At 24.5% G+C, this 25,384-nt stretch carries 39 protein-coding genes and 2 pseudogenes; all 41 read right to left on the reverse strand.

The window, feature by feature from the left end:
• Window positions 1–11: 11 nt before the first annotated feature.
• The 41 genes and pseudogenes from JNO41_RS02395 to JNO41_RS02595 all read right to left on the reverse strand — a co-directional run bounded on the left by JNO41_RS02395 (window position 12) and on the right by JNO41_RS02595 (window position 25,261).
• On the reverse strand, window positions 12–944 hold the full coding sequence (locus JNO41_RS02395) for a hypothetical protein (protein WP_238055059.1): 933 nt from the start codon (window positions 942–944) through the stop codon (window positions 12–14).
• On the reverse strand, window positions 941–1,561 hold the full coding sequence (tmk, locus tag JNO41_RS02400) for a dTMP kinase (RefSeq protein ID WP_238055058.1): 621 nt from the start codon (window positions 1,559–1,561) through the stop codon (window positions 941–943). Before tmk ends, JNO41_RS02395 begins: the two co-directional genes overlap by 4 nt.
• 13 nt (window positions 1,562–1,574) lie before the next feature.
• Window positions 1,575–2,306, reverse strand: coding sequence for a tRNA pseudouridine(38-40) synthase TruA (gene truA, locus JNO41_RS02405; RefSeq protein WP_238055057.1), 732 nt, complete (start codon window positions 2,304–2,306; stop codon window positions 1,575–1,577).
• Window positions 2,307–2,359: 53 nt separating this feature from the next.
• Entirely contained in the window at window positions 2,360–3,343 is a 984-nt protein-coding gene (locus JNO41_RS02410) for an energy-coupling factor transporter transmembrane component T (protein WP_432729367.1), read from the reverse strand.
• 4 nt (window positions 3,344–3,347) lie between these two features.
• The gene (locus JNO41_RS02415) at window positions 3,348–4,196 is read right to left on the reverse strand and encodes an ATP-binding cassette domain-containing protein (RefSeq protein ID WP_238055055.1); all 849 of its coding nucleotides are present in this window, start codon (window positions 4,194–4,196) and stop codon (window positions 3,348–3,350) included.
• Window positions 4,172–4,993, reverse strand: coding sequence for an energy-coupling factor ABC transporter ATP-binding protein (locus JNO41_RS02420; RefSeq protein ID WP_121463666.1), 822 nt, complete (start codon window positions 4,991–4,993; stop codon window positions 4,172–4,174). Before JNO41_RS02420 ends, JNO41_RS02415 begins: the two co-directional genes overlap by 25 nt.
• A 53-nt stretch (window positions 4,994–5,046) precedes the next feature.
• Window positions 5,047–5,403 (reverse strand): 50S ribosomal protein L17, encoded by a 357-nt coding sequence (gene rplQ / locus JNO41_RS02425; protein ID WP_121463667.1) that lies wholly within the window; start codon window positions 5,401–5,403, stop codon window positions 5,047–5,049.
• Between the two features lie 166 nt (window positions 5,404–5,569).
• Window positions 5,570–6,520: a DNA-directed RNA polymerase subunit alpha gene (locus JNO41_RS02430; RefSeq protein WP_121463668.1), complete on the reverse strand. Its 951-nt coding sequence runs from the start codon at window positions 6,518–6,520 to the stop codon at window positions 5,570–5,572.
• 33 nt (window positions 6,521–6,553) lie between these two features.
• Entirely contained in the window at window positions 6,554–6,955 is a 402-nt protein-coding gene (gene rpsK, locus JNO41_RS02435; protein WP_121463669.1) for a 30S ribosomal protein S11, read from the reverse strand.
• A gap of 23 nt (window positions 6,956–6,978) precedes the next feature.
• Window positions 6,979–7,341, reverse strand: coding sequence for a 30S ribosomal protein S13 (gene rpsM / locus JNO41_RS02440; protein ID WP_121463670.1), 363 nt, complete (start codon window positions 7,339–7,341; stop codon window positions 6,979–6,981).
• 17 nt (window positions 7,342–7,358) lie between these two features.
• A complete protein-coding gene (gene rpmJ, locus JNO41_RS02445; RefSeq protein ID WP_432729371.1) occupies window positions 7,359–7,475 on the reverse strand; it encodes a 50S ribosomal protein L36 in 117 nt (38 codons plus the stop codon).
• Window positions 7,472–7,717 (reverse strand): translation initiation factor IF-1, encoded by a 246-nt coding sequence (locus tag JNO41_RS02450; protein ID WP_121463672.1) that lies wholly within the window; start codon window positions 7,715–7,717, stop codon window positions 7,472–7,474. The genes rpmJ and JNO41_RS02450 overlap by 4 nt, the downstream gene beginning before the upstream one ends.
• 70 nt (window positions 7,718–7,787) lie before the next feature.
• The gene (gene map / locus JNO41_RS02455; protein WP_121463673.1) at window positions 7,788–8,531 is read right to left on the reverse strand and encodes a type I methionyl aminopeptidase; all 744 of its coding nucleotides are present in this window, start codon (window positions 8,529–8,531) and stop codon (window positions 7,788–7,790) included.
• Window positions 8,532–8,592: 61 nt separating this feature from the next.
• Window positions 8,593–9,840 (reverse strand): preprotein translocase subunit SecY, encoded by a 1,248-nt coding sequence (gene secY, locus JNO41_RS02460; protein ID WP_121463674.1) that lies wholly within the window; start codon window positions 9,838–9,840, stop codon window positions 8,593–8,595.
• A gap of 6 nt (window positions 9,841–9,846) precedes the next feature.
• Window positions 9,847–10,287, reverse strand: a complete 441-nt coding sequence (gene rplO, locus JNO41_RS02465; protein ID WP_121463675.1) for a 50S ribosomal protein L15 — start codon at window positions 10,285–10,287, stop codon at window positions 9,847–9,849.
• Window position 10,288: 1 nt separating this feature from the next.
• Window positions 10,289–10,486, reverse strand: a complete 198-nt coding sequence (gene rpmD / locus JNO41_RS02470; protein ID WP_121463676.1) for a 50S ribosomal protein L30 — start codon at window positions 10,484–10,486, stop codon at window positions 10,289–10,291.
• Window positions 10,483–11,019, reverse strand: a complete 537-nt coding sequence (rpsE, locus tag JNO41_RS02475; protein ID WP_121464236.1) for a 30S ribosomal protein S5 — start codon at window positions 11,017–11,019, stop codon at window positions 10,483–10,485. The genes rpmD and rpsE overlap by 4 nt, the downstream gene beginning before the upstream one ends.
• Entirely contained in the window at window positions 11,019–11,372 is a 354-nt protein-coding gene (gene rplR / locus JNO41_RS02480) for a 50S ribosomal protein L18 (protein WP_121463677.1), read from the reverse strand. The genes rpsE and rplR overlap by 1 nt, the downstream gene beginning before the upstream one ends.
• A gap of 21 nt (window positions 11,373–11,393) precedes the next feature.
• Window positions 11,394–11,936, reverse strand: a complete 543-nt coding sequence (gene rplF, locus JNO41_RS02485) for a 50S ribosomal protein L6 (RefSeq protein WP_121463678.1) — start codon at window positions 11,934–11,936, stop codon at window positions 11,394–11,396.
• Between the two features lie 19 nt (window positions 11,937–11,955).
• On the reverse strand, window positions 11,956–12,333 hold the full coding sequence (rpsH, locus tag JNO41_RS02490; RefSeq protein ID WP_121464237.1) for a 30S ribosomal protein S8: 378 nt from the start codon (window positions 12,331–12,333) through the stop codon (window positions 11,956–11,958).
• A 17-nt stretch (window positions 12,334–12,350) separates the two neighbouring features.
• A complete protein-coding gene (rpsN, locus tag JNO41_RS02495; RefSeq protein WP_121463679.1) occupies window positions 12,351–12,620 on the reverse strand; it encodes a 30S ribosomal protein S14 in 270 nt (89 codons plus the stop codon).
• Window positions 12,621–12,662: 42 nt separating this feature from the next.
• The gene (rplE, locus tag JNO41_RS02500) at window positions 12,663–13,205 is read right to left on the reverse strand and encodes a 50S ribosomal protein L5 (protein WP_121463680.1); all 543 of its coding nucleotides are present in this window, start codon (window positions 13,203–13,205) and stop codon (window positions 12,663–12,665) included.
• 22 nt (window positions 13,206–13,227) lie between these two features.
• The gene (rplX, locus tag JNO41_RS02505) at window positions 13,228–13,572 is read right to left on the reverse strand and encodes a 50S ribosomal protein L24 (protein ID WP_121463681.1); all 345 of its coding nucleotides are present in this window, start codon (window positions 13,570–13,572) and stop codon (window positions 13,228–13,230) included.
• 9 nt (window positions 13,573–13,581) lie between these two features.
• Window positions 13,582–13,962, reverse strand: coding sequence for a 50S ribosomal protein L14 (gene rplN / locus JNO41_RS02510; RefSeq protein WP_121463682.1), 381 nt, complete (start codon window positions 13,960–13,962; stop codon window positions 13,582–13,584).
• A 1-nt stretch (window position 13,963) separates the two neighbouring features.
• Window positions 13,964–14,230, reverse strand: coding sequence for a 30S ribosomal protein S17 (gene rpsQ / locus JNO41_RS02515; RefSeq protein WP_121463683.1), 267 nt, complete (start codon window positions 14,228–14,230; stop codon window positions 13,964–13,966).
• Between the two features lie 141 nt (window positions 14,231–14,371).
• A complete protein-coding gene (gene rpmC / locus JNO41_RS02520) occupies window positions 14,372–14,746 on the reverse strand; it encodes a 50S ribosomal protein L29 (RefSeq protein ID WP_121463684.1) in 375 nt (124 codons plus the stop codon).
• On the reverse strand, window positions 14,746–15,165 hold the full coding sequence (gene rplP / locus JNO41_RS02525) for a 50S ribosomal protein L16 (protein ID WP_121463685.1): 420 nt from the start codon (window positions 15,163–15,165) through the stop codon (window positions 14,746–14,748). The genes rpmC and rplP overlap by 1 nt, the downstream gene beginning before the upstream one ends.
• A 28-nt stretch (window positions 15,166–15,193) precedes the next feature.
• Window positions 15,194–15,946, reverse strand: coding sequence for a 30S ribosomal protein S3 (gene rpsC / locus JNO41_RS02530; protein WP_121463686.1), 753 nt, complete (start codon window positions 15,944–15,946; stop codon window positions 15,194–15,196).
• Between the two features lie 4 nt (window positions 15,947–15,950).
• The gene (rplV, locus tag JNO41_RS02535; RefSeq protein ID WP_121463687.1) at window positions 15,951–16,304 is read right to left on the reverse strand and encodes a 50S ribosomal protein L22; all 354 of its coding nucleotides are present in this window, start codon (window positions 16,302–16,304) and stop codon (window positions 15,951–15,953) included.
• 18 nt (window positions 16,305–16,322) lie between these two features.
• On the reverse strand, window positions 16,323–16,604 hold the full coding sequence (gene rpsS / locus JNO41_RS02540) for a 30S ribosomal protein S19 (protein WP_121463688.1): 282 nt from the start codon (window positions 16,602–16,604) through the stop codon (window positions 16,323–16,325).
• A gap of 19 nt (window positions 16,605–16,623) precedes the next feature.
• Window positions 16,624–17,454 carry a 50S ribosomal protein L2 gene (gene rplB, locus JNO41_RS02545; RefSeq protein WP_121463689.1) on the reverse strand — a complete coding sequence of 277 codons (831 nt, stop codon included), beginning with the start codon at window positions 17,452–17,454 and terminating at the stop codon, window positions 16,624–16,626.
• A gap of 39 nt (window positions 17,455–17,493) precedes the next feature.
• Window positions 17,494–17,792, reverse strand: a pseudogene (rplW, locus tag JNO41_RS02550) (50S ribosomal protein L23).
• Window positions 17,792–18,417 (reverse strand): annotated as a pseudogene (rplD, locus tag JNO41_RS02555) (50S ribosomal protein L4). The pseudogenes rplW and rplD overlap by 1 nt, the downstream one beginning before the upstream one ends.
• Entirely contained in the window at window positions 18,417–19,067 is a 651-nt protein-coding gene (rplC, locus tag JNO41_RS02560; protein WP_121463692.1) for a 50S ribosomal protein L3, read from the reverse strand. Before rplC ends, rplD begins: the two are co-directional and overlap by 1 nt.
• Before the next feature lie 52 nt (window positions 19,068–19,119).
• The gene (gene rpsJ, locus JNO41_RS02565) at window positions 19,120–19,452 is read right to left on the reverse strand and encodes a 30S ribosomal protein S10 (RefSeq protein WP_121463693.1); all 333 of its coding nucleotides are present in this window, start codon (window positions 19,450–19,452) and stop codon (window positions 19,120–19,122) included.
• Window positions 19,453–19,828: 376 nt separating this feature from the next.
• A complete protein-coding gene (rsmH, locus tag JNO41_RS02570) occupies window positions 19,829–20,755 on the reverse strand; it encodes a 16S rRNA (cytosine(1402)-N(4))-methyltransferase RsmH (protein WP_121463694.1) in 927 nt (308 codons plus the stop codon).
• A gap of 56 nt (window positions 20,756–20,811) precedes the next feature.
• Window positions 20,812–21,027, reverse strand: a complete 216-nt coding sequence (rpoZ, locus tag JNO41_RS02575) for a DNA-directed RNA polymerase subunit omega (RefSeq protein WP_121463695.1) — start codon at window positions 21,025–21,027, stop codon at window positions 20,812–20,814.
• Window positions 21,028–21,034: 7 nt separating this feature from the next.
• Window positions 21,035–21,667 carry a guanylate kinase gene (gene gmk / locus JNO41_RS02580; RefSeq protein ID WP_121463696.1) on the reverse strand — a complete coding sequence of 211 codons (633 nt, stop codon included), beginning with the start codon at window positions 21,665–21,667 and terminating at the stop codon, window positions 21,035–21,037.
• 35 nt (window positions 21,668–21,702) lie between these two features.
• Window positions 21,703–24,144 (reverse strand): leucine--tRNA ligase, encoded by a 2,442-nt coding sequence (leuS, locus tag JNO41_RS02585; RefSeq protein WP_121463697.1) that lies wholly within the window; start codon window positions 24,142–24,144, stop codon window positions 21,703–21,705.
• 48 nt (window positions 24,145–24,192) lie between these two features.
• On the reverse strand, window positions 24,193–24,423 hold the full coding sequence (locus JNO41_RS02590; RefSeq protein ID WP_201736598.1) for an acyl carrier protein: 231 nt from the start codon (window positions 24,421–24,423) through the stop codon (window positions 24,193–24,195).
• Between the two features lie 235 nt (window positions 24,424–24,658).
• Window positions 24,659–25,261 carry a lambda-exonuclease family protein gene (locus tag JNO41_RS02595; RefSeq protein WP_121463698.1) on the reverse strand — a complete coding sequence of 201 codons (603 nt, stop codon included), beginning with the start codon at window positions 25,259–25,261 and terminating at the stop codon, window positions 24,659–24,661.
• Window positions 25,262–25,384: the final 123 nt, after the last annotated feature.

Here is a 25,384-nt window from a genome sequence, read left to right on the forward strand (position 1 = left end):
TTTTAAATATCCTAAAATTTTATTTTTTTATTAAACTCTATTAATAAAGCTAAAAAACAAAAATGTTCTTCTAAAATATTTTTTTTATTTTCCATTTTGACTAAGTAATTTAAAATATCACTAATTAATTTTAAAGATAATTTATTATAAAAAGAATTTTCTAATAAATCATTAGAAAAGTTAAAAATAAGATTATTTTTTTTATAATATAAATCTAAAAAAAAACTCATTAAAAGAAATAAAAAATCATCCATAAAATGTTTTTGTTTCATTATGAATAGAGCATCAAAAAATAATTTATAAACTATTTTATTTTCTGGAGAATTATTTATAAAAAATAAAAAAAATTTTTTTAAATCATAATAATAATTATCTAATTCTACTTTTCTCATTTTATTTAATAACAAAATCAAACTTTTATCTAATTCATCTATATTATTGTTTTTATCGTTAAAAAGATAATTATGATCATATTCATTTTCTAAAGAAAAAATTTGCGCTCGAGATAAAATAGTAGAAAGAAGCAAATTACGATCTTTAGTTAACAAAAGCCCTAAAGTATTTTTATTAATAGGATTTTCTAGAAAATAAAGCAAACTATTAGAAACTCTATAAGATATATTTTCGATTCCGTCAATAACATAAACCTTCTTTTTTTGTAACAAAGAAGTTTGATTAAAATAAGATTGCATTTCTAAAATTTGTTCTTTTGTTATTTTGGTATTATTAGCATCTAAATAATAAAAATTAGGATAAGAAAATGTTTGTATATGATGCTTTAACATCGAAGAAGGTTTGTCTTTTTTTAAAAAATCATATACTAGCTCAAACATAAATAATTTTTTTGCTTCTTGATTACGCCCTTCTATTAAATAAAGATGCATTAATTTTTTATTTTTAATAATAAATTTAAATTTTTCTAATAAAGATTTCGTATTAATCATATTTTATTTTTTAATAACTGATCGATTTTAGTTTCAATTATCAATTTTATTTCTCTTAAAGAAAGAGAGGCATCTATTTTATAGATTCTTTCAGGATATTGATCACAAAGTTTTAAATATCCTTTTCTAACTTCATTATGAAAACTATTTTTTTGTAAATCAAAATATTCCATTTTATCTTTTCTTTGTACCTTTAATCTTTGAATTCCGATTTCAGGTTCTAAATCTAAATAAAAAGTTATTTTCGGTAAATTTTCCATAGCTAAAAAATTAATTTTTTTTATAAAATCTGGGTCTAATTTTCTCGCGTATCCTTGATAAGCTATCGAAGAATCAATATAGCGATCGCAAATCACAATTTTATTATCTTTTAAAGCAGGAATAATAACTTTTTTTAAATGCTCTGTTCTATCAGCGGCATAAATCAAAGCTTCTGTATAAAAATCTATTTTATCACAATATCGAAATAAAATTTTTCTCATTTCCATATTGAAAGGGCATCCGCCAGGTTCTTTAGTTAAAATAACAGAATATTTTTGCATCATTTTTTCAAATAAAAAATGAGATAAAGTAGTTTTACCTGTTCCTTCGCAACCTTCAAAAGAAATAAATATCATAATCTTCCTTTTTTTAATAAAAAATTTTCTTTAAACAAAGTCCATTAGATGGAGCTAAAAAATAAAATTTTTTATTATCAACATTAAACATATTTTCTAAATCTGTTAAAGTCTTTCTTTTTTGACCTATAAAAATTAAAAAACCTACTAAAAATAAAATCATTTGTTTCAAAAAACCTTTTCCATGAAAAAATAAAACAAATTGATTTGCATTTTCTTCTGAATAAACTTTATAAATTACTTTAATTGTATTTTTTTTAGGATCTTTATTATTAGTAAATAAAACAAAATCTTTTTCACCTTCTAATAAATAAAGAGCTTCTTTGATAAGCGAAAAATTAATATTTTCGAAGTATACTTGGAAACGACAATCAAAAGGATTTAATTTTTTTTTTGAAAAAACATACTTATAAATTTTAGATTTAGTATGATAACGAGCATGAAATAAAGAATCTTTGTTTTCTATATCTAATACTTGAATATCACAAGGCATTATTTTATTTAAAGCTCTTTTTAAACAATCTGGTTCAATCCAAAAAAAAGTTTTAAAATGAACAACCTGTTCTTCTGCATGAACACCTTTATCAGTGCGACTAGCCGCTATAGTTAAAATTTTTTGTTTAGTTATTTTAAATAAAGAACGTTCTAACACTGATTGGATTGTTATCACATTAGTCTGTTTTTGATAACCATGATAATTAGTACCATCATAACTTAATATTAATTTATAAGTAAATTTTGACAAATCAAAACCTCTTTAATATATTAAATTTTTTTACAAATAAAATAATATTATTTTTAAATAAAAAAACTCCAAACAAAAAAAATAAAAATAAAATAAAATATAAAATAATCTTTTTTAGTCATTTGGTAAACATTTAATTTTGTTCTTGGTTTTCCTAAAACATATCCTCTTGTTTCCATAGCATTCGCTAAAACAAAAGATTTTTTAAAAGCTAAAATTAAAATAGGAATTAATAATGAAATTAAATAATAAACTTTTTTAAAAATATTTTTAGTATAAAAATTAAGTCCTCTAGATATTTGAGCTTTTAAAATTTTTTGACTTTCTTCTAATAAAAAAGGTATAGACATAAAAATCAAAGACATCATAAGAGAAAAAATTTCAACAGGAAATTTAATTATTTTAAGAGGTTGCAAAAGAATTTCTAAACCATCTTTAATTTCGATAAAAGAAGTTGTTCGGTTAATTAACAAATTTATCATAAAAAACAAACAAATACGTAAAAAAATAAAAAAAATTTTTAATAAATCTGTTTTCCCGAAATATAATTTTTGACTATATTCTGATTTAAATGGTACAAAAGTAGGTAATATAATAAAAAAGAAAAAAATAATTAAAAAATAAATATTTTTATATGCGTTTTTTATTAAAAAAAATGATACAAAATATAAAAACAAAATAATACTAAAAAATAATGTTGTATCTTTAGGAAAAATAGAAAAATAAAATTCCTTTGTTGTTGATGACACATGAAGAAAAAAACAAAAAAGAAAAAAAAACTTTAAACTTAAAATTTGTCTTATAAATTTTATGAAAAAATTATCAATAAGTTTCAGTAATAACACAAACAAAAAAATAAAAAAAATAAAAAAAATAAAATAACAAAAATAAAATAATTTTTTTTGTAATGTTAATCCAACATTTAAATCCAAATTTAAACTCAAAATAATTTTGAAAATTAAAATAAATAAAATAATTTTTAAAGAAGGATGAATACTTTTTAAAAAAGATTTATTTTTTATATTAATTATCTCCATGTGATTATGCACCTTTATAAAAATTCTTGAGATAATTTAACAATTCCTCATAAGAAAATTTAGGCTCAAAAGAGACTCCGAATTTTTTATTTAAAATTTTTAAAATTTTAAAAATTTTAGGTTCAGATAGTCCAAATTTTGATAATTTATACTTTGTAAAGAAAATTTCTTTTGAACCAAAAAATAAAATTTCACCTTGATCTAAAAAAATAATTTTATTAGCGTATTCAAATACTAAATCCATATCATGAGTAATAAAAATAATAGTATTCTTATCTTTTTGATTTTTATTTTTTAAAATATTCATGATATCTTTACGGTTATTAACATCTAAACCTCTAGTAGGTTCATCTAAAATTAAAATAGACGGCTCAATAGCAAAAATACCAGCAATAGCAACTTTTCTTTGTTGCCCTTCGGATAATTTAAAAGGAGAATTTTCGAATAAATCTTCATCAATTCCGACTTGTTTTAAAGCTTTGACAGCTTTTTTTTTCGCTTCTAAATTATTCTTATTAAAATTTTTAGGACCAAACATAACATCTTTTAAAATAGTGTTTTCAAAAAGTTGATATTCTGGAAATTGAAAAACCAAACCTATTTTTTTTTTCAAAGAAGTTAAAATGTTTGGCGATGTCTTTTTATTTATTCTCTTCCCGAAAATATCTATATAACCTTCTGAAGGGACTAATAAACTATTCATTAATTGAACTAAAGTTGATTTTCCTGAACCTATTTTGCCAATTACAGCTATAAAATCGTTCTCAGGATTTATAGATAAATTGATATTACGTAAAGCTGCTTTTTTATTTTTATTATAATAAAAAGTTACATCTTTAAATTGTATTGCCACAAAAAATCCTTTAATTGTTCGATTTTTTTTTGATTTATCTCTGATAAATCTTTTTCTTTTTGTAAATCATAATAGAGTTTTAACTCTAAAGGAAAATGATTAGAATAATTTTGTAAAAATAAAGAATCTGTAATTAAATTAGAAGGTTTATCGTATTTAATTAAATCACCTTTATCTAAAACCATAATTTTATCACTTTTCAAAGCAAAAGATAAATCGTGAGTTATAGTGATCAAAATTTTATTTTTTTGTTTATGAATATCTTTGATAATATCATAAATTTCTTCTGATCCTTGTGGATCTAAAAAAGATGTAGACTCATCAAAAATAATAATATCTGGTTCCATAGATAAAACAGAAGCTATAGCCACTTTTTGTTTTTGGCCACCTGATAATTCTTGAGGTTTAGATTCTAATAAATGTTGAATATTCAACATATTAGAATATTTCAATATTTTAGATTCGATTGTGTCACGAGATAATAATTGATTTTCTAAACCGAAAGCAATATCACTCTTAACATCGAAACCTACAAATTGATAATCAGGATTTTGGAAAATGATACCAATTAAAGAACGTAATTCTGTTAAATTATTTTCATTTAATTCAATATTATTAATAAAAATTTGGCCTTTATTTTTTTTTAATAAACCAACTAATATTTTAGCTAAAGTAGTTTTTCCTGAACCATTATCTCCGATAATAGAAATCCATTCACCCGAAGAAATTTCAAAACTTAAATCATTAAAAATTTGTTTATCTTTATAATTAAAACTTAAATTTTTAACAATTATCATCTTTTATTCCTATTTTCTTTTAATTTAGAATATTTTTTGATTTTTTAAAAATATTAAACAAATAAAATAAGGGCCGTAGCAGCAGAATCGCCTCTTCGACATTCGCTTTTAATAATTCTTGTATAACCGCTTGTTCTATCTTTATATTTAACAGATATTTCTTTAAATAATTTCTGTAAAACAGTTTTATCTGAATCAATTCTTTTATTAAATAAAAAAGTTGAAGCTAATCTGTGAGCATCTAAAGTGTTTTTTTTGCTTAAAGTAATCACTTTATCAACTACTTTTCTAATTTCTTTAGCTCTAGATTCAGTAGTAAAAAGACGTTCGTTCATAATAAAACTAGCAACTAAATTTTTTAATAAAGATTTTCTATGAGATGTATCACATCTTAATTTACTATAAGCCATATTATTGCACCTTTTTAATTATTAAAAATATTTTTATATAACTCTTTATTTATAAAAAAATTATAAATTACTTTTTTTATAAATAAAAAATTCAAAAATATAAAACTTACTTAAATAAAAATAAAAAACTTTTTTGTATTTTATATTATTTGTATTATTTTCAAAATCAATTATTATCTTTAAAATGAAGATCTAATTCTTTCATTTTTTCTTTCAATTCTTCGAAAGATTTTTTTCCTAAACTATTTAATTTTAAAATATCTTTTTCATTTTGGTTCACTAATTCTTGAACCGTATTAATTCCTGATTTTTTTAAACTATTAAATAATCTAACTGATATTTCTAATTGATCTAACCTTAAATTCAAAGCATGATTATAACTTTCTAATGTAGGTTCATAAACAAAATCTTGATTTTGAACTTTATCACATAAATTAACTAAAACATTTAAATGATCAATTAAAATTTTAGACGCTATTGATAAAACTTCTTTAGATGAAACAGATTTATTTGTTTCTATTTCTATAACTAATTCTTCTTTACTATTGATTTTTTGTTCTATATTATAATTTACTTTTACAACTGGGGTGTATAAAGAATCAATTGCGATAACTCCAAATTGATTTTTACTATAAATTTTATTATCATCAGCAGATGAATAACCAATGCCTCTTTTGATAGTTACTTCCATTTTAAAAGAAACATCAGGAGATAAATGAGCTATTATTTGATCTTTATTACAAACATCAATTCCTTCAACAGTTTCGAAATCGGCAGCTGTTACTGCTTTTTCGCCAACAACATCTATTTTTAATTTTTCTTCAAAATCTTCTTCTTGTGAAGTAGTACTAATAACAACTTTTTTTAAATTTAAAATAATAGACATAACATCTTCGTAAACACCTGGTATTACGCTGAACTCATGATCTACGCCTTCGATTTTAACATTTACAATAGCAACTCCTGGTAAAGAAGATAATAAAACTCTTCTTAAAGAATTACCTATTGTAATCCCTAAACCTTTTTCTAAAGGTTGAATAATAAATTTACCAAAAGATAAATCTGAACCTTCTTGTTTGATATTCATGTTAGGTTTTATAAATTTCAATTTTTTCATTATAACATTAACCTCTTCAATAAGTTTGTTTTTTTATCCACGAGGACGTTTAGGGGGTCTGCAGCCATTATGCGGCACAGGAGTGACATCTCTTATAGCAGTAATTTCTAAATCAGATTCTTGTAAAGAACGAATAGAAATCTCTCTACCAACACCAGGTCCTTTAACAAAAACTTCAATTTGTTTCATTCCTTTATCTTTTGCCAAAGAAGAAACTTTTTTAGCTACTTGTTGAGCGATATATGAAGTAGATTTTTTACTATTTTTATAACCTAATAATCCTCCGCTGCACCAAGCGATAGTATTTCCTTCTAAATCTGTAATAGTTATAATAGTGTTATTAAAAGTAGCTTGAATATGAGCTATCCCTACAGGAACATTCTTTTTACTTTTTTTTACTTTAACTCTTTTTTTTGATTTAACTTTTTGAGACATAATTAAAACACTCTTCCTTTAAATTATTTAAATTTTTTATCTCCTGCGGAAGTTCTCTTACGACTTTTTTTAGCTGTTTTAGCGTTATTTCTAGTTTTTTGACCTCTCACCGGTAATCCTATACGATGACGGATTCCTCTCTCGCATCCTATTTCTTTTAATCTTTTGATATTTAAAGCAATTTTTCTTCTTAAATTACCTTCTATATCATATTTATTGCATTCACTTTTGATAAGAGTTATTTGTTTTTCGCTTATTTCATCTTGTTCGTTGATATTTAATTTTTGTAATATCTTTCTAACAGTTGCTGGACCGATACCGTATATACTTCTACTTAAATCGAAAACAATATTTCTCTTTTTTTTATCTTTTGATATCTTTGTCATTTACCAAACTCCTTTGTTTAACCTTGTCTTTGATTATGACGACGTTTTTTCTTATTTATAACGTAAACTCTTTTTTTACGACGTACAAGGATATCATCGTCACTACGTTTTTTAACAGAAGCTTTAACTTTCATTTTACATTATCCTTTTGTAAAAAACGATAAATAATACGACCACTATGATCAACTTTCACTTTATCACCTAATTGTATATGAATTCTACGAGTACGTATTTTACCAGAGATAAATCCTTCAATGATTCTTTGATCAAGAAGTCGTAATTTAAATCTTGCATTAGGTAACTTACCAACAACTACAGCTATAGCATCAGTAGAAAAGTTATTATCAATCGTTTTAGAACTCTTATTATCTACCATTATTTAAGTATTTTCCTTTTTTATTCATTTTTATAATTAAAATTATTAATATTTATTTCGTTTTATATCTTTATGTTAAAATTTCATATCCTGTATCAGTAACTAAAACCGTATGTTCAAAATGAGCGCTTAAACTCAAATCAGAAGTAACAGCAGACCAACCATCTTTTAATATTTTAATCTCTTTAGTTCCTAAAGTGAACATAGGTTCGATACAAAAAGTCATACCTGGTTCCAAAACATAATCTTCCGGAGTAAAATCGAAATTAAAAATATAAGGTTCTTCATGTAATTTCTTTCCGATACCATGACCTGAAAAAACTTCTATGATGCCGTAATTATGTTTAGTGCCGATTTTACCAATAGCACGAGAAATATCTGAAATCTTATTACCAGGTTTCACTTGTTCTATTCCTAAAAATAAAGATTTTTTAGTATTTTCCATCAATTGCTGAACTTTATTTGAAACTGGACCCAAAGAATAAGTCCAAGCTGAATCTACACAATAACCTTTATGTTTGATACCTATATCTAAAGTGACAATATCACCTAATTTAAGAATTTTTGTTTTAGAAGGTATTCCATGAACTACAACTTCATTCACTGAAATACAAATATAACCCCTGAATCCTTGATAACCTTTAAAAGCAGAAATAACTCCGTTTTTTTTCATCAAATCAAAAGCAATCATATCTAAATCAAAGGTAGAAATATCTACTTTTAAAAATTTTAATAATTCTTTTCTTATGAAAGATAAAATCTTTCCTGCCTCTTTCATTATAACGATTTCATCTGATGATTTAATTGATAACATACAAAAAAATAAACAACCTCTAATTATTCTGATTAATTTTTTTTAAAATAAAAAAATTTATTTAAAAAAATTTATTATAAGTTCTTTTGACATTATTTTTCGCTTTCATATCTTGTATCGATTCTAAAGCGACACCGACAATAATTAAAAGACTAGTCCCGCCAAACGGAATATTTTGAGATATTGTACTTCCTGCTAAATAATTAATTATATCAGGTGTAGAAGCTAATAAAGTCAAAAAACAGCTTCCAAGGAAAGTAATTTTAAACATTTCGCGAACTATTTTTTTAACAGTAGGTAATCCAGGTTGAACATCTTTTAAATAAGCATTTTGTTTTGATAAATGTTCCGCGACATCTTTCGGATTGATAGTCATAAAAGATGAAAAAAACGAAAATAACATAATTAATAAAATATAAACAAAAAAATATATTCCTAATTCTGATCGTGATTCTACAAAAATCCCAATATATTCATTAACTTTTCCATTTTTCGAAAACAACATTGATATTTGTTGTATTACATTTAATAAAGTATCCGCAAGAATAATTGGTAAAATGCCAGATGTATTTAATTTAATAGGAATATATTTATCAATTTTATCATTATTTCTATTTATAGCGTAATTAATAGGTATTTTTAAATAAGCTGAAGATAGGATAATTGTTAATATTAATAAAACAAAATAAGAAATTAAAATTAATATACGCTGTGTTTCGAAACCATTTGAATTAGATAACAAATATTTAAAAGTTTTAAATAATTTATCTACCATCCCTACAGCTATTAATATAGAAATTCCATTTCCTAAACCCTTAGAAGTTATTAAATCAGCTAGCCAAATAGATATAAAAACCCCGACTGTTAAAAAAAAGAGTGTTGAAAACAGAAGAGAAGGTCCTAAAACGAATTTTTCAGTTTGACACAAAGCCCATCCATGACCTAAAGATAAAAAAATAGTTAAAACTCTAGTAACTATATTAATTTTACGTTTTCCTTTTTCTCCTTGTTCTTGCCATTCTTTCATAAAAGTGAATACCTTTTGACTCAATTGAATAACAATAGAAGCGGTAACATAAGGAATAACTCCCAAAGATAAAATACATAAAGAATTATTATTAGATAATAATGATTTATTGAATGATGATCCTAATTGTCGCAAAACAGAAATTGCTTGATATTCAGATTTACTTAAAAAAGGAATATAAATACTAGTACCAATAACATAAATAAAAATAATAAATAAAGTGAAAAAAATTTTGTTAATTATCTTTTTTTTATCTACTAAAAAATTAATTAATTTTGTCATATAAAGCTACCTTATTATTTCTATATTACCACCATTTTGTTCGATAATATCTTTTGCTTTTTTAGAAAATTTACAGGCTTGAACAGTTAATTTTTTAGTTAAATCACCTTTAGCTAAAACTTTAACCAATGACTTATTATTTTTAATTATTTTCTTTTTAAATAATAAATCTTTTGTTATTAAAGAACCATCTTCGAACAGTTCTAATTCTTTTAAATTAACTATACAATATTTAATTTTATTAAAATTATTAAATCCTCTTTTAGGAATTCTTTGAAAAAAAGGTGTTTGACCACCCTCGAAACCTAATCGAGTACCGCCACCAGTACGAGCTAACTGACCTTTATGACCTTTACCAGAGGTTTTACCGTTTCCGCTTCCAGGACCACGTCCTAAACGTTTAATTGTTTTTCTAGCGCCTTTAACAGGTTTTAATAAATGTAACATCTTAATTGCTCTCTTTATCAATAATTTCTTCAACTACAACTAAATGATGAATTTTTTTAATAATGCCTCTGATAACTTCAACATTATCTTTTATAACTTTTTGATTAATCTTTCTCAAACCTAAAACATTAGCGTTTTTAATTTGATTTGGCGTTCTTCCGATTAAACTTTTTTTTAATGTAATTGATAACTTTTTCATTTTTGTTTACCTTTAAATCTTGCTATCAAATTAATGCCTCTAGTTTTTTCTACATCCTTGATAGTTCTTAATTTTTGTAATCCAATCATTAAAGCTCTTAAAGTATTTATAGGTGTTCTTGAACCTAAAGATTTTGCTGAAATATCACGAATACCTACTAGTTCGAAAACAGTTCTAGCTGCTCCTCCAGCGATAATACCTGTACCTTTTGCTACAGGTTTTAATAAAGTTTTAGAGGCGCCGTACTCACCGACAACTTCATGAGGAATAGTAGTTCCTGCAAGCGGAATTTTAACCAAATTATTTTTTGCTTTTTCCAATGCTTTTTTTATAGCATCTAAAATTTCTTGAGCTTTAGCGCTTGCAAAACCTACTCTACCTTTTTTATCTCCAACAACAACTAAAGCAGAAAAACGTAAACGGCGTCCACCTTTTACAACTTTAGTAATTCTATTAATTAAAATTACTTTTTCTTGAAAAATACTATTTACTTTTTTAAAATTAGTTTTGTCTCTTGAATTGCTTGTATTAATCAAAATATTAATCCCTCTTCTCTTGCAACATTCGCTAAAGTTTTTATTCGTCCGTGATACAAACGTCCATCACGATCAAAAACAACTTTACTAATACCTTTTTGTAAAGCTTTACGAGCGATAATTCTTCCGATATCTGAAGCTACTTTATTATTAATTATACTAGCTTTAATCTCTTTACTATGAGCACTACATAAAGTAACTTTGTTTTTGTCATCGATTATCTGAACATAAAAATATTTTTTCGAATAAAAAACATTAAAACGAGGTCTTTCTGAAGTACCTATTATTTTTTTTCTTAAACGTAAATGACGTTTTTTACGTAAAGATGTTGATGATTCTTTATTTATCATTATGTAAATAAATATCCTTTCTTATTTTTTAGCACTTTTTCCTGCTTTACGATGAACATAAGCGCCAGCTAAACTAATTCCTTTACCTGTATAAGGTTCTGGTTTACGTAATTTTAATATTTTAGCGGCAACTTGTCCTACAAATTGTTTGTCTATACCTCGAATAATAATTTGTTTATTCTTTATAATCTCTATTTCGACATCAGAAGGAATAGGTAAAACAACAACATGAGAAAAACCTAAATTAAAAATTAAATTAGAATCTTCTTTTTTAACAACATAATCTAAACCAACAATTTCAATTTTTTTTACAAACAAATTAGTTAAACCTGAAATCATATTAAACAATAAAGCACGTGTAGTGCCATGAATTTTTTTCATAAAAACTTCATCAGTTGGCCTCGAAATTTTAATTAAATTATCTTTAATATCGATATTTAATGAAGGATTTATTTGATATTTTAATTTATGCGAAGAAGATGCGATATAAATTAAATTTTGTTCTCCAATTTCGACTTTGATTCCCTCAGGAATTAAAATGGATCTTTTTCCTATTCTTGACATTATAGTCCCCTTATATAAATTACCAAATATAAGCTAAAACTTCTCCACCTATATTATTAGCTAAAGCTTCATAATCTGTCAAAATACCCTTTGAAGTAGAAATTAAAGCTATTCCTAAACCATTTAAAACTCTAGGTATTTTTTTAACAGAAACATGTTTTGATACTCTTTTTAAACCTAAAATAGTTCTTTGTTTATTACCATGATATTTTAAAGAAATTGTAATATTTCTTCTTGATCCGTCTACAATAAAACCTTTAATAAAACCTTCTTTTCGTATAACTTCTAACATTTTTACTTTTAATTTAGAAAAAGGAACCGAAACTTTTTCATAACACATTGTATTAGCATTACGTATTCTTGTTAATAAATCAGCAATAGGATTCGTCATCATAATTTTTCTTATTCTCTCTTTTACCAACTAACTTTCTTAACGCCAGGTAATTCACCTTTGTTAGCTAATTCACGAAATTTAATTCTAGATAAACCAAATTTTCTAATATATCCTCTTGATCTACCATCAATTTGATCTATATTTTTAAGACGAACTGGCGAAGATTGGACTGGAAGTTTAGATAATCCTTTGTAATCTTTTTTTCGTCTTAATTCAAGACGTTTTTCTATATATTTCGCAAATATTTCTTTTTGTTTTTGATTTTTAACAATTTTAGATTTCTTTGCCATTCTATAACCCCTTATTTAATTTTTTTATATTTATTAAAAATTTTATTTTCTAAAAGGCATTCCATAAAATTCTAATAATTTTTTAGCATCTTTATCGTTTTTAGCTGTAGTAACAATACAAATATCCATACCACAAACTTTTTTAACTTTGTCTAAATCAATTTCAGGAAAAACAATTTGTTCTTTTAACCCTAATGAGTAATTTCCTCTACCATCGAAAGATTTAGAACTAATACCTCTAAAATCTCGAGTTCTTGGTAAAACTATTTTAATTAACTTATTTAAAAAAAATTCTTTTTTATGACCTCTTAAAGTAACTTTTAAACTAATAGGCATTCCTTCTCTTAATTTAAAATTAGAAATGGATTTTTTAGCTTTAATAATTACAGGTATCTGTCCGCTAATTAAAGTTAACTGTTCATACAATTCGTCTAAAATTTTAACATTAGAAATAGCTTCGCCTGCGCACATATTAATAACTATTTTTTCTATCTTAGGAACTTGCATTACTGATTTAAAATTAAAAATTTCTTTTAAAGCCAAAAATGAATTTTTTGCGGTCAAATCAATATTTTGTTTTTTCATTTATTATCTACCTTTTTTTATATTAGGATACATCCAACAAAACACCAGTTTTTTTTGAATAACGAACTTTTTTACCTGATTCATTACGAAATCCGACACGAGTTGGAATGTTTTTTTCAGGATCAATTAAAGCTACATTAGAAATATGAATAGGCATTTCTTCTTTAACTATATTTCCTTTTTTTTCATCTTTAGAAGGATTTTTATGTTTTGTAGCTATATTTACACCTTCCACTAAAACTTTTTGTTCTTTAAAAAAAATTTTTATTACTTTTCCAGTTTTAACAGTTTTATTACCTCTTTCATCAATAAAAAAACGATCTTTTCCAGAAATAATAGCTACTGTGTCTCCTACTTTAATATACATCATATTTCCTCATATTACAAAAACTTTTTCAGCTAAAGAAAGAAATTTAGAAAATTTACTATCTTTTAGTTTTTGATTTTTAACTACAGGTCCAAAAATCCTTGTCCCTTTTAAAGTCATATCATCTTTAATAATAACTACTGCGTTATCATCAAATTTAATATAAGAACCATTTTTCCCTGCTAAACCTTTTTTAGTACGTAAAATTAAAGCTTTAGATTTTTCTCCTGCTTTTACCATACCAGATGGGATACTTTTTTTAATAGCGACCACAACAACATCGCCTATCTGAGCATAACGTCTTTTACTTGAACCAGGAATATTAATAACTAAAACTTCTTTGGCACCACTATTATCAGCTACTTTTAAACGGCTATTTATTTGAATCATATTATTCTTTTACCTTATTTTTGCTCAAAATAACATTTAATAAACGAAATTTTTTAGTTTTAGATACAGGTCTTCTTTCTACAAAAGAAACAAGGTCACCTAGTTTAGCAATTTCATGTTCGTCATGAATATAAAATTTGCTAGTTTTTTTAATTCTTTTTTTGTATAACGGATCTTTGTTATAATAATTAACAGCTACAACAACTGTTTTTTGCATTTTATCAGAAACAACAACACCTGAAAAAACTTTTCTATTATTATCGCGCATAATTTCCTCTCTTTTTTTTAAAAATGTTTCAAAAATCAAAAATATATTAATTTATTTTTTTATTTATCAAGTATGTAAATAAAATTAAAATTCAAAAAATATTTTAATTTTATTTAACAAATTATTCATTTGAATAACAAATTATTCATTTGAATCGCTTGATACTGAATTTGTATTTAGATCGCTTGATGATGAACTTTCATTTAAATCGCTTGATACTGAATTTTTATTTAGATCACTTGATGCTGAACTTTCATTTGAATCGCTTGATACTAAACTTTTATTTAGATCACGTGATGATAAACTTTCATTTTTATTATTAATTTTAGAAATTTCTTTTTCACGAATAATTGTTTTAATTTGTCTAATATTTTTTTTTATCTTACGAATACGAGATGTATCTTTTAATTTAACTAAATTCAAATTTAATTTAGCATCAAATAATTCTTCTTTTAAATTAAGAATTTTTTTATCCATTTCGTCATCAGACATTTTACGAATTTCTTTGATCGTCATTATTCTTGACCTCTTTTAACTATTTTTGTAGTAATAGGTAATTTATGTGAAGCTAATCTTAAAGCTTCTATTTCCATTTTATCTAAATTATTAGCATCACTAACTTCGAATAGAACTTTTCCTTTTTTAACAACTGCAACCCATAATTCAGGATTACCTTTACCAGAACCCATTCGAACTTCTAAAGGTTTTCTTGTTAAAGATAAAAAAGGGAAAATATTAATCCAAACTTTTCCTTCTCTTTTCATATGACGTGTCATCGCTATACGAGCAGATTCTATTTGTTGACTAGTAATCCATGCTCCTTTTTTTGCAATCAAACCATAATTACCATTAATAATTCTATTTTGTCCTTTTGATTTGCCTTCGTAACTTATACGATGAGGACGACGATATTTAGTCTTTTTTGGCATTAACATAATATATTATGTACCTCTTTTGATTATATTAAGACGTGCTTTTTTTAAAATTTTTCTTATCAGCAAAATGTCTTTTATTATTATTTTTTTTATTTTCATATTGAGAAGAAAATATTTGTCTAGTATCTGCTATGGTTTTATTAGGTAAAACCTCACCATGATTAATAATTACTTTAACGCCTAAAACACCATAAGTAGTATGGGCTTCTTCAAAAGCGTAATCAATATCAGCTCTCAAAGTATTCAAAGGAACGACTCCCATCGAAATAGAATCTCTTCTGGCTTTTTCAGCTCCGCCTAAACGGCCTGTAATAATAATCTTAATGCCTTTAACGCCGCTTTTTAAAGCTTTTTGAATAGCTGATTTTAAAACAGCTTTATAAAAAGCTCTTTGTTGTAATTGCATAGCGATATTTTGAGCAACTAAAACAGCAATTTTATTAATTGCTTTTACTTCGAAAATATTAATTTGAACTTTTTTATTAATTAATTTTTCTATTTTATTAATTAAACTATTTTTATTCTTATTTTCTGGACCTTGAATGATACCTATTTTTGAAGTATATAAATCGATTTCAATAAATTCATCATTTGATTTTTTTAAACGTTTAATTTCTATTTGAGAAATAGTTGATTTAGGATAATGATTTTTAATCAAAGTTCTAATTTTAAAATCTTCACCGACTAAAAAAGGAACTTTTTTATCAACATCATACCATTTAGATTCCCAAGTCCTAATTATTCCTAATCTCAAACCATTAGGATTACTCTTTTGACCCATTTACTTACATCCCCTGAATTTCTTTTTTAAATGAAGAAAGAAATATTTTTACACGACTCATTCTTTTTTTTCTTTTATCTGTTTTACCTTTAGCTCTCGGAAACAAACGAGGTAAGCGTAAACCTTCATCAACAAATATTTCTTCGACAAATAAATCATCTTTATTAAAATTAAAATTATGAACAGCATTTGCAACAGCACTTTTTAATAACTTAAAAATAACAGGAGCGGCTGATTTAGAAGTAAACATTAAAATAGCTTCTGCTTCTTTAACATGCTTACCACGTATTAAATCAACAACTAAACGTGTTTTTCTGGGCGCAATAGGTATTTGACTTGCGACAGCTTTAACTTTCATATAAATACCTTCTTTAAATTATTTTTTTGAAACTTTTTTATCGCCTTTCGCATGACCGCGAAAAGTACGAGTACGCGAAAATTCTCCTAATTTATGATTAACCATATCTTCAGTAATAGAACAACTAATATACTCTTTACCGTTGTAAACATCAATTTTATGACCAACAAAAATAGGCAAAATCACGCTTCTACGAGAACGAGTTTTAATAGGTTTTTCAGTTTTATTTTTATTTTGTTTCATTACTTTAAGTAAAAGAGATTCATCACAAAAAGGTCCTTTTTTAATTGAACGAGTCATATTTTATACACCTATAAATCTATTTTTTAGAATTTTTTAAAATTAACTTATTAGAATTTTTATTTTTCTTACGTGTTTTAACACCGAGAGCTTTTTTACCCCAAGGAGTCATAGGCGCTTTGCGTCCTATAGGAGCGCGACCTTCACCACCACCATGCGGATGATCATTAGGATTCATCGCTGAACCTCTAACAGTAGGTCTTATAGATAAATAACGAGTTCTTCCAGCTTTACCATTACGAATTAATTTATGAAATTCATTTCCTAATGTTCCTATTGTAGCTCTACATTCAGATAAAAATTTTCTTGTTTGACCAGAAGATAAACTTAAAACAACATATTTACCCTCTTTTTTAATAATTTGAGCTGAAGTACCAGCGCTACGAGCTAATTGTCCGCCTTTACCAGGTTTTAATTCGATATTATGAACTAAAAAACCTTCAGGAATATTTTTTAAAGGTAAACTGTTTCCGACTCTAATATCAGATTTTTCTCCTGAAAAAATTTTATCTCCTACTTTAACATCTTTTGGAGTTAAAATATATCTTTTTTCTCCGTCAACATAATTAATTAAAGAAATATTACAATTACGATTAGGATCATATTCTATAGTAGATAAATTTCCAGGTATATTATCTTTATTACGTTTAAAATCAATAAGACGATATTTTTGTTTAACTCCGCCACCGCGATGTCGTACTGTTATTTTACCTTGGTTATTTCTTCCGCCTGTACTCTTTTGAGGAACTAATAAACTTTTTTCAGGAGTAGAAGTTGTAAGTTCTCTGAAATCTTGTAAACTCATGTTACGATGTCCATTAGAAGTAGGCTTATATTTTTTAATAGCCATAATAAGTTTCCTTTCTTTAAATTTAAAAATTATACTAAATTATTTTTGTTTTTCTTCATTAAAAACATTTATTCTTTGGCCTGGAACCAATTTAACAATTGCTTTTTTACAACCAGAAGTATAACCTTGAAATTTACCTTTTTTTTAAATTTAGGTAATACATTAATAACATTAACAGAAAAAACTTTTACTTTAAAAATATGTTCTATAGCTTTTCTGATTTCTATTTTATTAGATTCTTTTTTAACCTTAAAAGTATATTCATTATTAATTTCCATTTTTTTACTAGTAGATTCAGTAATAATTGGATCATGAATCACATCATAATATTTAATCATTATCTAGCGGTCTCCTCTAAATAATCAATAGCTTTTTTATCTATAATAAGATGTTTAGCATTTAAAATTTGATAAACACTAACATGCATAACAGTTTCTAAAGTTACATTAGATAAATTATTAGTAGAACGAACTAAATTATCATTTAATTCATTAACTATTATTAAAACTTTGTTTTTACCAATTTTAATTTGTTCTAAACATTTTGAAAATATTTTGTTTTATGACTTTCTATATTAAAAAAATCAATTACCATTAAATTATTTTGTTCTTTTTGTAAAGATAAAGCTGAGTTCATAGCTATTTTTCTAATCTTAGCATTAACTTTGAAAGAATATTTTCTTGGTTTCGGACCAAAAGCAACTCCTCCGCCTCTCCATAAAGGAGAACGAATAGAACCATGACGTGCATTACCTGTTCCTTTTTGAGCCCAAGGTTTTCTTCCTCCTCCTGAAACAACTGCTCTATTTTTGGTACAATGTGTACCTTGGCGCATCGCTCCTCTTTGTTGATTCACGACATCATACAAAACTTGTTGATTAATTTTGGCGCCGAAAACATTTTCAGATAAAGTGATCTCTGATACAATTTCACCTTGTTGATTAAATAAATTACATTTAGGCATCATGATACTTCCTTATTTTTTTTAACAGCAGATTTGATAATTACAAAACTTTTATTAGGGCCTGGAATGCTTCCTTTAATCAAAAATATTCCTTTATCTGAATCAACACTATAAAGAGTTAAATTTTGTAAAGTAACTTGTTCATGCCCTAATTGACCAGGTAATTTTTTACCTGTAATATTACCTTTAATAGGACCCATAGAACCCGGTCTTCTATGATATCTAGAACCATGACTTTCAGGACCGCGACTTTGATTATGTCTTTTAATAGAACCTGAAAAACCTTTTCCTTTGTTGATGCCTGTAACATCTATAATTTCTTTAGAAGAAAATAAGTTTTTTTCTAAAATAGTGCCTTCTGGTAAATCTGATAATTCATTAACTATATTAGAACCAAAAGAAATTTCTCTAACAAAATATTTAGGTTCGATTTGATTCTTTTTAAAATGTCCTAAAAGAGGTTTTGTCATTAATTTTTCTTTTTTAGAATCAAATCCTAATTGTGTTGCTTGATAACCATCTTTTTCCAAATTTTTTTGTTGTAAAACAACATTATTAGACACATCAACTACAGTAACAGGAATTAAAAATCCTTCTTCAGTGAAAACCTGAGTCATTCCTATTTTTTTTCCTAAAATTCCCTTAGCCATTTCATCCTCTTTCTTAAATTTAAAAAAACAAAAATTATTTTAAAAAATATTTTTAAATATTTTTCTTTAAAAAAATATTGACAGTAGAAGGTAATTTGATATGCGTTAAAGCATTTATTATTTCAGGACTAGGATTAACAATTTGAATTAAACGTTTATGAGTGAAACGTCCAAATTGTTCTCTACTATCTTTATTCACAAATGGAGAACGAATAACAGTAAAAATTTCTCTTTTTGTTGGTAATGGTATTGAACTTATTCTTTCAGCGCCTATTTTCGTAATACTATCAGTAATTTTTTGGGCCGCTTGATAAGTTACATTACTATCATAAGATTTTAAAATAATCTTTATAACTTCTTTATTTTGTACCTTTTCTTTAACCATTTTTCAATAACACCTTTCGTGGCAACTATGATTAAAATATAAAAAAATATGTAAACATTTTTTTAATTAAAAAAATAATTTATAATAAAAGTTTTCTTTAATAAATAATAAATAATTTTATATTTTTTAATATTTAATAAATTACAAAAAATTAAATATTACAAAATATAAAATAATATTTAACTCAAAAAAAATAAACTTATTAAAAAAAGACAATCATTTAGATTATATATTAAATAACATATCATTACAATATAAAAATTATTATTTATCATTATTAAAAGCTGTAAAAAAACATATCGTGTCTTAATATAACAAAATATAACAAAAAAATCTATTTAATGAAAAAATATTTTTAAAATTAACAAATTCATATTTAAAAATTTTTAACAGCAACTCTTAATTTGGCAGAACAACTTCTAGGATTAGATTTTATTTCTTCTTCGCTAGGATAAATAATTTTTTTATTAACAAGACTTAAAGGAGTGAGAGGGATATTTTTTTCTAAAAAAGGTAATTTAGGATGTATTTTAGATTGACTATTGTTTTTAAAAAATTTTTTAACTAAACGATCCTCTAAAGAATGAAAACTAATAACAACAATTCTACCATTTGGTTTTAATAAATCAAGACTTTGTTGTAAAGCTTCTTCTAAAAATTTTAATTCTTGATTGACTTCTATCCTTAATGATTGAAAAATTCTTTTGGCACTATGACCTCTCTTTTTTTTCATATATAAAGGGTAAAATTTATCTGTTATTTCTACTAATTCTAAAGTTTTAGTTAAAGGTCTTCTTTTGATAATTTCTCGAGCTATTAATCCAGCTTTATACTCTTCTCCATAAAATAAAAAAATTTTTTTTAATTCTGCAAAACTGTAATTATTAACAATATAAGAAGCATCTATTTTTTGTTTAATATCCATTCTCATATCTAACAAAGAGTTTTGTAAATAACTAAATCCTCTTGTGTTATCTTCTATTTGAAAAGAAGACAAACCTAAATCAAAAACAATACCATCAATTGAAGAAATATTTCTTTTTGATAATTCTTCTTTTAAAAAAGAAAAATTATTATGAATCAAAAATATTTGTTTTTTATTTTCAAATTTCTTTTGACATTTTTGAATTGCATAAAGATCGCGATCAAAAGAATACAAAAAACCTTCCTTAAGTTTATTTAAAATAGATTCACTATGACCGCCACCGCCCAAAGTAGCATCTACATAAATTCCTTTAGGATTTATATTTAAATATTCTATAATTTCTTTATTTAAAACTGGAATATGTTTTAATAATGACATTTTATACGACCTCTAAAAAATAATAATTTATTTTCGTTGAATTAAAATATATTTTTTTAATTAAAGGTAATATTAAAGTTTCCATTCACAATTTCTGATAAAGCTTTACTTAATATTTTATTACCTTCGATATCATCAACATTTAATTTATGTTCTTCTATAACATGGGCGATTTTACTAGACAAATAAGCTAATTTATATTTAGAATCAATTCTTTTTAATAATTCATCAATGGAAGGATAATTTAGACCTTCTTTTTTATTTTCAAACATAAAAATGTCAATTTCCTTTTTTTAAAATTTCTTTTGAATAAAAATTAATAATATTTTTTATTTTATGACGTTCGGCAGTAATAATAGACATAATGTTATTTACAGAGTTTTGAATTTCATCATTAAAAACAATATAATCACATTTGTAAGCTAATTTCATTTCTTCTGAAGCTCTCAATATTCTTTTTTCGAGTTCCTCTTCTGTTTCGGTATCTCTTTTTCTCAAACGTTCTTTCAAAACTTCTTTATCGAGGGGTGAAATGAAAATGAAAACACTATCTTTATTAATTTTATGTTTTTGAATTTTCAAAGCGCCTTCAATATCGATTTCTAAAAGAACTTCTTTACCTTCTTCTAATTTTTTTAAAGTTTCTTTATAAGGAGTACCATAATAATTATTTACAAATTCACTATGTTCTAAAAAAAAATTTTCTTTAATTTTTTTTTCAAAATCTACTTTATTTGTGAAAAAATAATCTTTTCCTTCTTGTTCTCCTTTTCTAGGTTTTCTTGTAGTATAAGAAACAGAATAACAAAAATTATTATTAACTTGATTTAATAAAGCTGTTTTAATCGATCCTTTCCCGACGCCAGATGGTCCTGAAATTACTATCATCAAACCTTTACTATGTAATTTCATATATAAACCTATTGTAATTTTCCTAATTTTTCAAATTAAATAACTAAATTTAATAATTTATTTTTAATATAAATAACTTTCAAAATTTTACGATCTTGAAGTAAAAAATTAATTTTAGAATTTTGTAAAGCGTTTTTTAAAATAACATCTTGTATTTCGTTTTTTAAAACAAAAATTTTTGATTTAAATTGTCCATTTATTTGAATAACAATCTCAACTTTTTCATTTTCTATCTCTATTTCTTGATAAGAAGGCCATTGAGAATAAACTAATTCTTCCGCAGAAGATAAAAATTTTTCATTTAACTCTTCTGTTAAATGTGGCGCAATAGGGTTCAATAATTTTAAAAAAATTAGAATTTGATTAGAATTTATTTTTTTATCTTTATAAACTTTATTAATAAAAATCATTAATTGACTAATAACTTTATTAAATTTTAATTTCTCATAATTCTCAGTTACTATTTTAATAGTTTGATTTAATATTGGTTCTAAAATAGAACAATCATCATCTATCAAAAACAATGAAAAAATATTATAAATCCTATTTAAAAAACGCTGAATTCCTTTGAAACCGCTTTCTGACCAAACCTTATTATCTTCTAAAGGTCCCAAAAACATAATATAAAGTCTTGTGACATCAGCGCCATATTTCTCTAAAACTAAAGAAGCATTAACACTGTTGTCTTTGGACTTGCTCATTTTGAGATTATCTTCGCCTAAAATCATTCCTTGATTAACTATTTTATGAAAAGGTTCTAAAGATGAAACTAATCCTAAATCATATAAAAATTTATGCCAAAAACGAGAATACAATAAATGTCCTACAGCATGTTCTTTTCCACCTATATAAAGATCTACAGGCAAAAAATAATCTAAAGCTTTTTTAGCCTCATCAGTATTAATATCTTGTATACCTAAAGTATTTCTTAAGATATATCCTATATAATACCAAGAACTACCAGCCGTTTGTGGCATAGTGTTAGAATCTCTTTTATATTTTTTACCATCTTTTTCAAAATATAACCATGAAATTACTTTGGATAAAGGAGATTGTTCATCGTTCGAATTTTCAATTTTATCTAATGAAGGAAGTTCTAAAGGAAAAGTTTTATCTTCTTCTAGGTAAATATTATTATTTGCGTCATAATAAACTGGGAAAGGTTCGCCCCAATATCTTTGACGAGAAAAAACCCAATCACGCATTTGATAAGCATAATGAACATGACCTAAATTATCTTTTTCAGATATTTCAATAATTTTATTATTAGCTTCTTCAACACTAAGACCGTTTAAAAAAGAACTATTTATAAATGTATCTTTTTCTGACATCGAACGATAATGATCAAAATTATTAACATTAGATTCTGATTCATCAAATTTTAAAATAGGAATTATTTCTAAATTATATTTTTTAGCAAAATAAAAATCTCTTTCATCGCAAAAAGGAACTGACATAATAGCTCCTGTAGCATAAGAAGGGAGGACGTAATCAGATATCCAAATAGGAATTTTTTTCTTATTAAAAGGATGAACAACGTAACTGCCAATAAAAACACCTGTTTTTTCCTTATTAATATTTCTGTTTAAATCTGTTTTTTTCTTTGTCTCTTCTAAATATAATTTAACAGAATCCATAAATTCTTTTTTAGTTAAAATATCAACTAAAGGATTTTCTGGCGCCAAAACTAAAGCGCTTACTCCAAAAATAGTACTTGGTTTAGTTGTGAAAACTTTTAAAAAATGATTATTTTCTGATAAAACAGGAAAGGAAAAAATAAAACCTTTTTTTTTACCTATCCAATTTTTTTGAATATCTTTTAATTGAACAGGCCAATCTAATAAATCTAAATCTTTTAGCAACCTATCGAGATAATTAGTAATTTTTAAAACCCATTGTTTTTTTTTCTTTTTGACGACTGGATAATTACCTCTTTCAGAAAAAATACCTTTTTCTGTAAAAATGATTTCATCATTAGCCAAAACTGTTCCTAATTTTTCACAAAAGTTAACTTCTACATCTTGTAAAACAGCTAATTTATGTTCATAAAATTTTTTAAAAAACCATTGAGTCCAACCATAAAAATAAGGATCTGAAGTAGATAATTCTTTATCCCAATTAACTCCTTTACCTAACATCTTTATTTGTTTTTTAAAATTTTCTATATTCTCATAAGTAAAATATTTAGGATTTTTTCCTGTTTTTAAAGCATACTGTTCAGCAGGTAATCCAAAAGAATCCCAACCAAAAGGATGAAAAACATTATATCCTTGCATTCTTTTAAATCTATTAATAATATCGCTGGCAGTATAACCTTCGATATGCCCAATATGTAATCCAGAAGAAGAAGGATAAGGAAACATATCTAAACAATAAAATTTTTTCTTACTAAAATCATAACTTGTTTTAAAAGTTTGTTTTTTTTCCCAATTCAACTGCCATTTTAATTCTATTTTACGAAAATCATAAATTAACATAATAAAACCTTTATTTTGATATTTATTTAAATAAATAAAATAATTAAATTATGATAAATTACTTTCGACATAACTAACGATATCTTTTACAATTTTAAATTGTTGCATAACTTCGTCACTAATTTTAAGATCAAAAATTTTTTCTAATTCAATTACTAATTCGACAGCATCGAAAGAATCTAAAGCTAAATCTTCTTTCAATCTAGTTTCTAAAAAAATTGTATCTTCTTTTATAGATTTTTTTTCACAAATAAGCTTCTTAATCTTATCAAAAATCATTTAAACTCCTATATAATATAAATAAATTATTACTTATTTAAATAAATTAAACAAAATAAAAAATTAAACATAAAACTATATAAAAAATTAATTATATATAATTATATAATATTTTTTATATATTTTTATATGTTTAATTGATATAATTAACATTTTTTAATTTATTTAACAAAAAATATATCTCATGATAAAAACAAAAATTTTTAATTATATAAATAATTAAAAAAAAAAAAAATCAAAGTTTCTTTTTATTATTTTTTAATTGATTCAAAATTTGTTGTGCTTCTTTAAAAAGTTTATAAAAAATAAGACATTCTTCGTACATTTTTTCAATAAATATCGGATCTCTTTTGATCTCTTGCACTTTGGCATTTTGATAACTTTGGAATACCAAAAAAAAAGCTTTTTCAGAAGAAGAACAATACATCTGTGCTTGTACTTGTGCATAATAATACATAGGAATTTGATCTTTAAGAAAAAAATTTTGCCAAGTTTTAGAATTAAAAGATATGGGACATTTAATTTCTAATAAACTTTTTGTTTCGCTATTCCAACCATCTAAAGATGCTGAAAAAAATTCTTTAACACAAACTAAAGGTTTAAATTCTGTTTTATTCACGTCATTAAAAAAATTTCTAGCTTGCGGTTCTAAAGCTCTGCCATGACGCATAAAATCATTATCTTCTATTTTCTCATCAAAAAGTTTTCTTTTAAAAAGATTTTGTTTGTTTTCGAAAGGATTTAAACCCATAATTGTTGCTACTTCTGAAGCGTTAATATATTTTTTTCTATGTTCAAACCAATCGCTAGAATTTTGTTCTAAATCAAAACTATTCATAAAAAACCTTTCTTTTGCGTAATTTCAAAATTTATTAAAATAATAAAAATAATTCTAATTATAATATAAAATAAAAAAATATTTTAGACAAATTTATTTTTATTAAAAAATAATTAATATGTC

It is taken from the genome of 'Prunus avium' virescence phytoplasma, assembly GCF_050916135.1.
Lineage (GTDB): Bacteria > Bacillota_I > Bacilli_A > Acholeplasmatales > Acholeplasmataceae > Phytoplasma > Phytoplasma ziziphi.

Excerpts from the sequence above, each read along its gene's own strand:
- leuS (WP_121463697.1), bottom strand. The coding sequence starts at position 24,144 with ATGTTAATTTATGATTTTCGTAAAATAGAATTAAAATGGCAGTTGAAT.
- rplO (WP_121463675.1), bottom strand. The coding sequence starts at position 10,287 with ATGTTACATTTATTAAAACCTGTTAAAGGCGCTAGAAAAACAATTAAA.
- rpsQ (WP_121463683.1), bottom strand. The coding sequence starts at position 14,230 with ATGCGCGATAATAATAGAAAAGTTTTTTCAGGTGTTGTTGTTTCTGAT.
- rplQ (WP_121463667.1), bottom strand. The coding sequence starts at position 5,403 with ATGGCTTATAGTAAATTAAGATGTGATACATCTCATAGAAAATCTTTA.
- tmk (WP_238055058.1), bottom strand. The coding sequence starts at position 1,561 with ATGATATTTATTTCTTTTGAAGGTTGCGAAGGAACAGGTAAAACTACT.
- JNO41_RS02410 (WP_432729367.1), bottom strand. The coding sequence starts at position 3,343 with ATGGAGATAATTAATATAAAAAATAAATCTTTTTTAAAAAGTATTCAT.
- rplN (WP_121463682.1), bottom strand. The coding sequence starts at position 13,962 with ATGATTCAAATAAATAGCCGTTTAAAAGTAGCTGATAATAGTGGTGCC.
- JNO41_RS02590 (WP_201736598.1), bottom strand. The coding sequence starts at position 24,423 with ATGATTTTTGATAAGATTAAGAAGCTTATTTGTGAAAAAAAATCTATA.
- gmk (WP_121463696.1), bottom strand. The coding sequence starts at position 21,667 with ATGAAATTACATAGTAAAGGTTTGATGATAGTAATTTCAGGACCATCT.
- rpsS (WP_121463688.1), bottom strand. The coding sequence starts at position 16,604 with ATGACTCGTTCAATTAAAAAAGGACCTTTTTGTGATGAATCTCTTTTA.
- rpsM (WP_121463670.1), bottom strand. The coding sequence starts at position 7,341 with ATGACAAAGATATCAAAAGATAAAAAAAAGAGAAATATTGTTTTCGAT.
- JNO41_RS02430 (WP_121463668.1), bottom strand. The coding sequence starts at position 6,520 with ATGAAAAAATTGAAATTTATAAAACCTAACATGAATATCAAACAAGAA.
- rpoZ (WP_121463695.1), bottom strand. The coding sequence starts at position 21,027 with ATGTTTGAAAATAAAAAAGAAGGTCTAAATTATCCTTCCATTGATGAA.
- map (WP_121463673.1), bottom strand. The coding sequence starts at position 8,531 with ATGTTATCAATTAAATCATCAGATGAAATCGTTATAATGAAAGAGGCA.
- rpsC (WP_121463686.1), bottom strand. The coding sequence starts at position 15,946 with ATGGGTCAAAAGAGTAATCCTAATGGTTTGAGATTAGGAATAATTAGG.
- JNO41_RS02450 (WP_121463672.1), bottom strand. The coding sequence starts at position 7,717 with ATGGTAGATAATAAGAGTTCTAAAACGATTGATAATAACTTTTCTACT.
- rpsN (WP_121463679.1), bottom strand. The coding sequence starts at position 12,620 with ATGGCAAAGAAATCTAAAATTGTTAAAAATCAAAAACAAAAAGAAATA.
- rsmH (WP_121463694.1), bottom strand. The coding sequence starts at position 20,755 with ATGTCATTATTAAAACATATTCCAGTTTTAAATAAAGAAATTATAGAA.
- rplR (WP_121463677.1), bottom strand. The coding sequence starts at position 11,372 with ATGATAAATAAAGAATCATCAACATCTTTACGTAAAAAACGTCATTTA.
- JNO41_RS02420 (WP_121463666.1), bottom strand. The coding sequence starts at position 4,993 with ATGATAATTGTTAAAAATTTAAGTTTTAATTATAAAGATAAACAAATT.
- rpsJ (WP_121463693.1), bottom strand. The coding sequence starts at position 19,452 with ATGGTTAAAGAAAAGGTACAAAATAAAGAAGTTATAAAGATTATTTTA.
- rplX (WP_121463681.1), bottom strand. The coding sequence starts at position 13,572 with ATGTATATTAAAGTAGGAGACACAGTAGCTATTATTTCTGGAAAAGAT.
- rplE (WP_121463680.1), bottom strand. The coding sequence starts at position 13,205 with ATGAAAAAACAAAATATTGATTTGACCGCAAAAAATTCATTTTTGGCT.
- secY (WP_121463674.1), bottom strand. The coding sequence starts at position 9,840 with ATGACAAAATTAATTAATTTTTTAGTAGATAAAAAAAAGATAATTAAC.
- rplP (WP_121463685.1), bottom strand. The coding sequence starts at position 15,165 with ATGTTAATGCCAAAAAAGACTAAATATCGTCGTCCTCATCGTATAAGT.
- rplC (WP_121463692.1), bottom strand. The coding sequence starts at position 19,067 with ATGGCTAAGGGAATTTTAGGAAAAAAAATAGGAATGACTCAGGTTTTC.
- rplV (WP_121463687.1), bottom strand. The coding sequence starts at position 16,304 with ATGAAAGTTAAAGCTGTCGCAAGTCAAATACCTATTGCGCCCAGAAAA.
- rpmJ (WP_432729371.1), bottom strand. The coding sequence starts at position 7,475 with ATGAAAGTTAAAGCTTCTGTTAAAAAACGTAGTGACGATGATATCCTT.
- rpsK (WP_121463669.1), bottom strand. The coding sequence starts at position 6,955 with ATGTCTCAAAAAGTTAAATCAAAAAAAAGAGTTAAAGTAAAAAAAAGT.
- JNO41_RS02595 (WP_121463698.1), bottom strand. The coding sequence starts at position 25,261 with ATGAATAGTTTTGATTTAGAACAAAATTCTAGCGATTGGTTTGAACAT.
- rpmD (WP_121463676.1), bottom strand. The coding sequence starts at position 10,486 with ATGAAAAAGTTATCAATTACATTAAAAAAAAGTTTAATCGGAAGAACG.
- rplF (WP_121463678.1), bottom strand. The coding sequence starts at position 11,936 with ATGTCAAGAATAGGAAAAAGATCCATTTTAATTCCTGAGGGAATCAAA.
- JNO41_RS02395 (WP_238055059.1), bottom strand. The coding sequence starts at position 944 with ATGATTAATACGAAATCTTTATTAGAAAAATTTAAATTTATTATTAAA.
- rplB (WP_121463689.1), bottom strand. The coding sequence starts at position 17,454 with ATGGCTATTAAAAAATATAAGCCTACTTCTAATGGACATCGTAACATG.
- rpmC (WP_121463684.1), bottom strand. The coding sequence starts at position 14,746 with ATGACGATCAAAGAAATTCGTAAAATGTCTGATGACGAAATGGATAAA.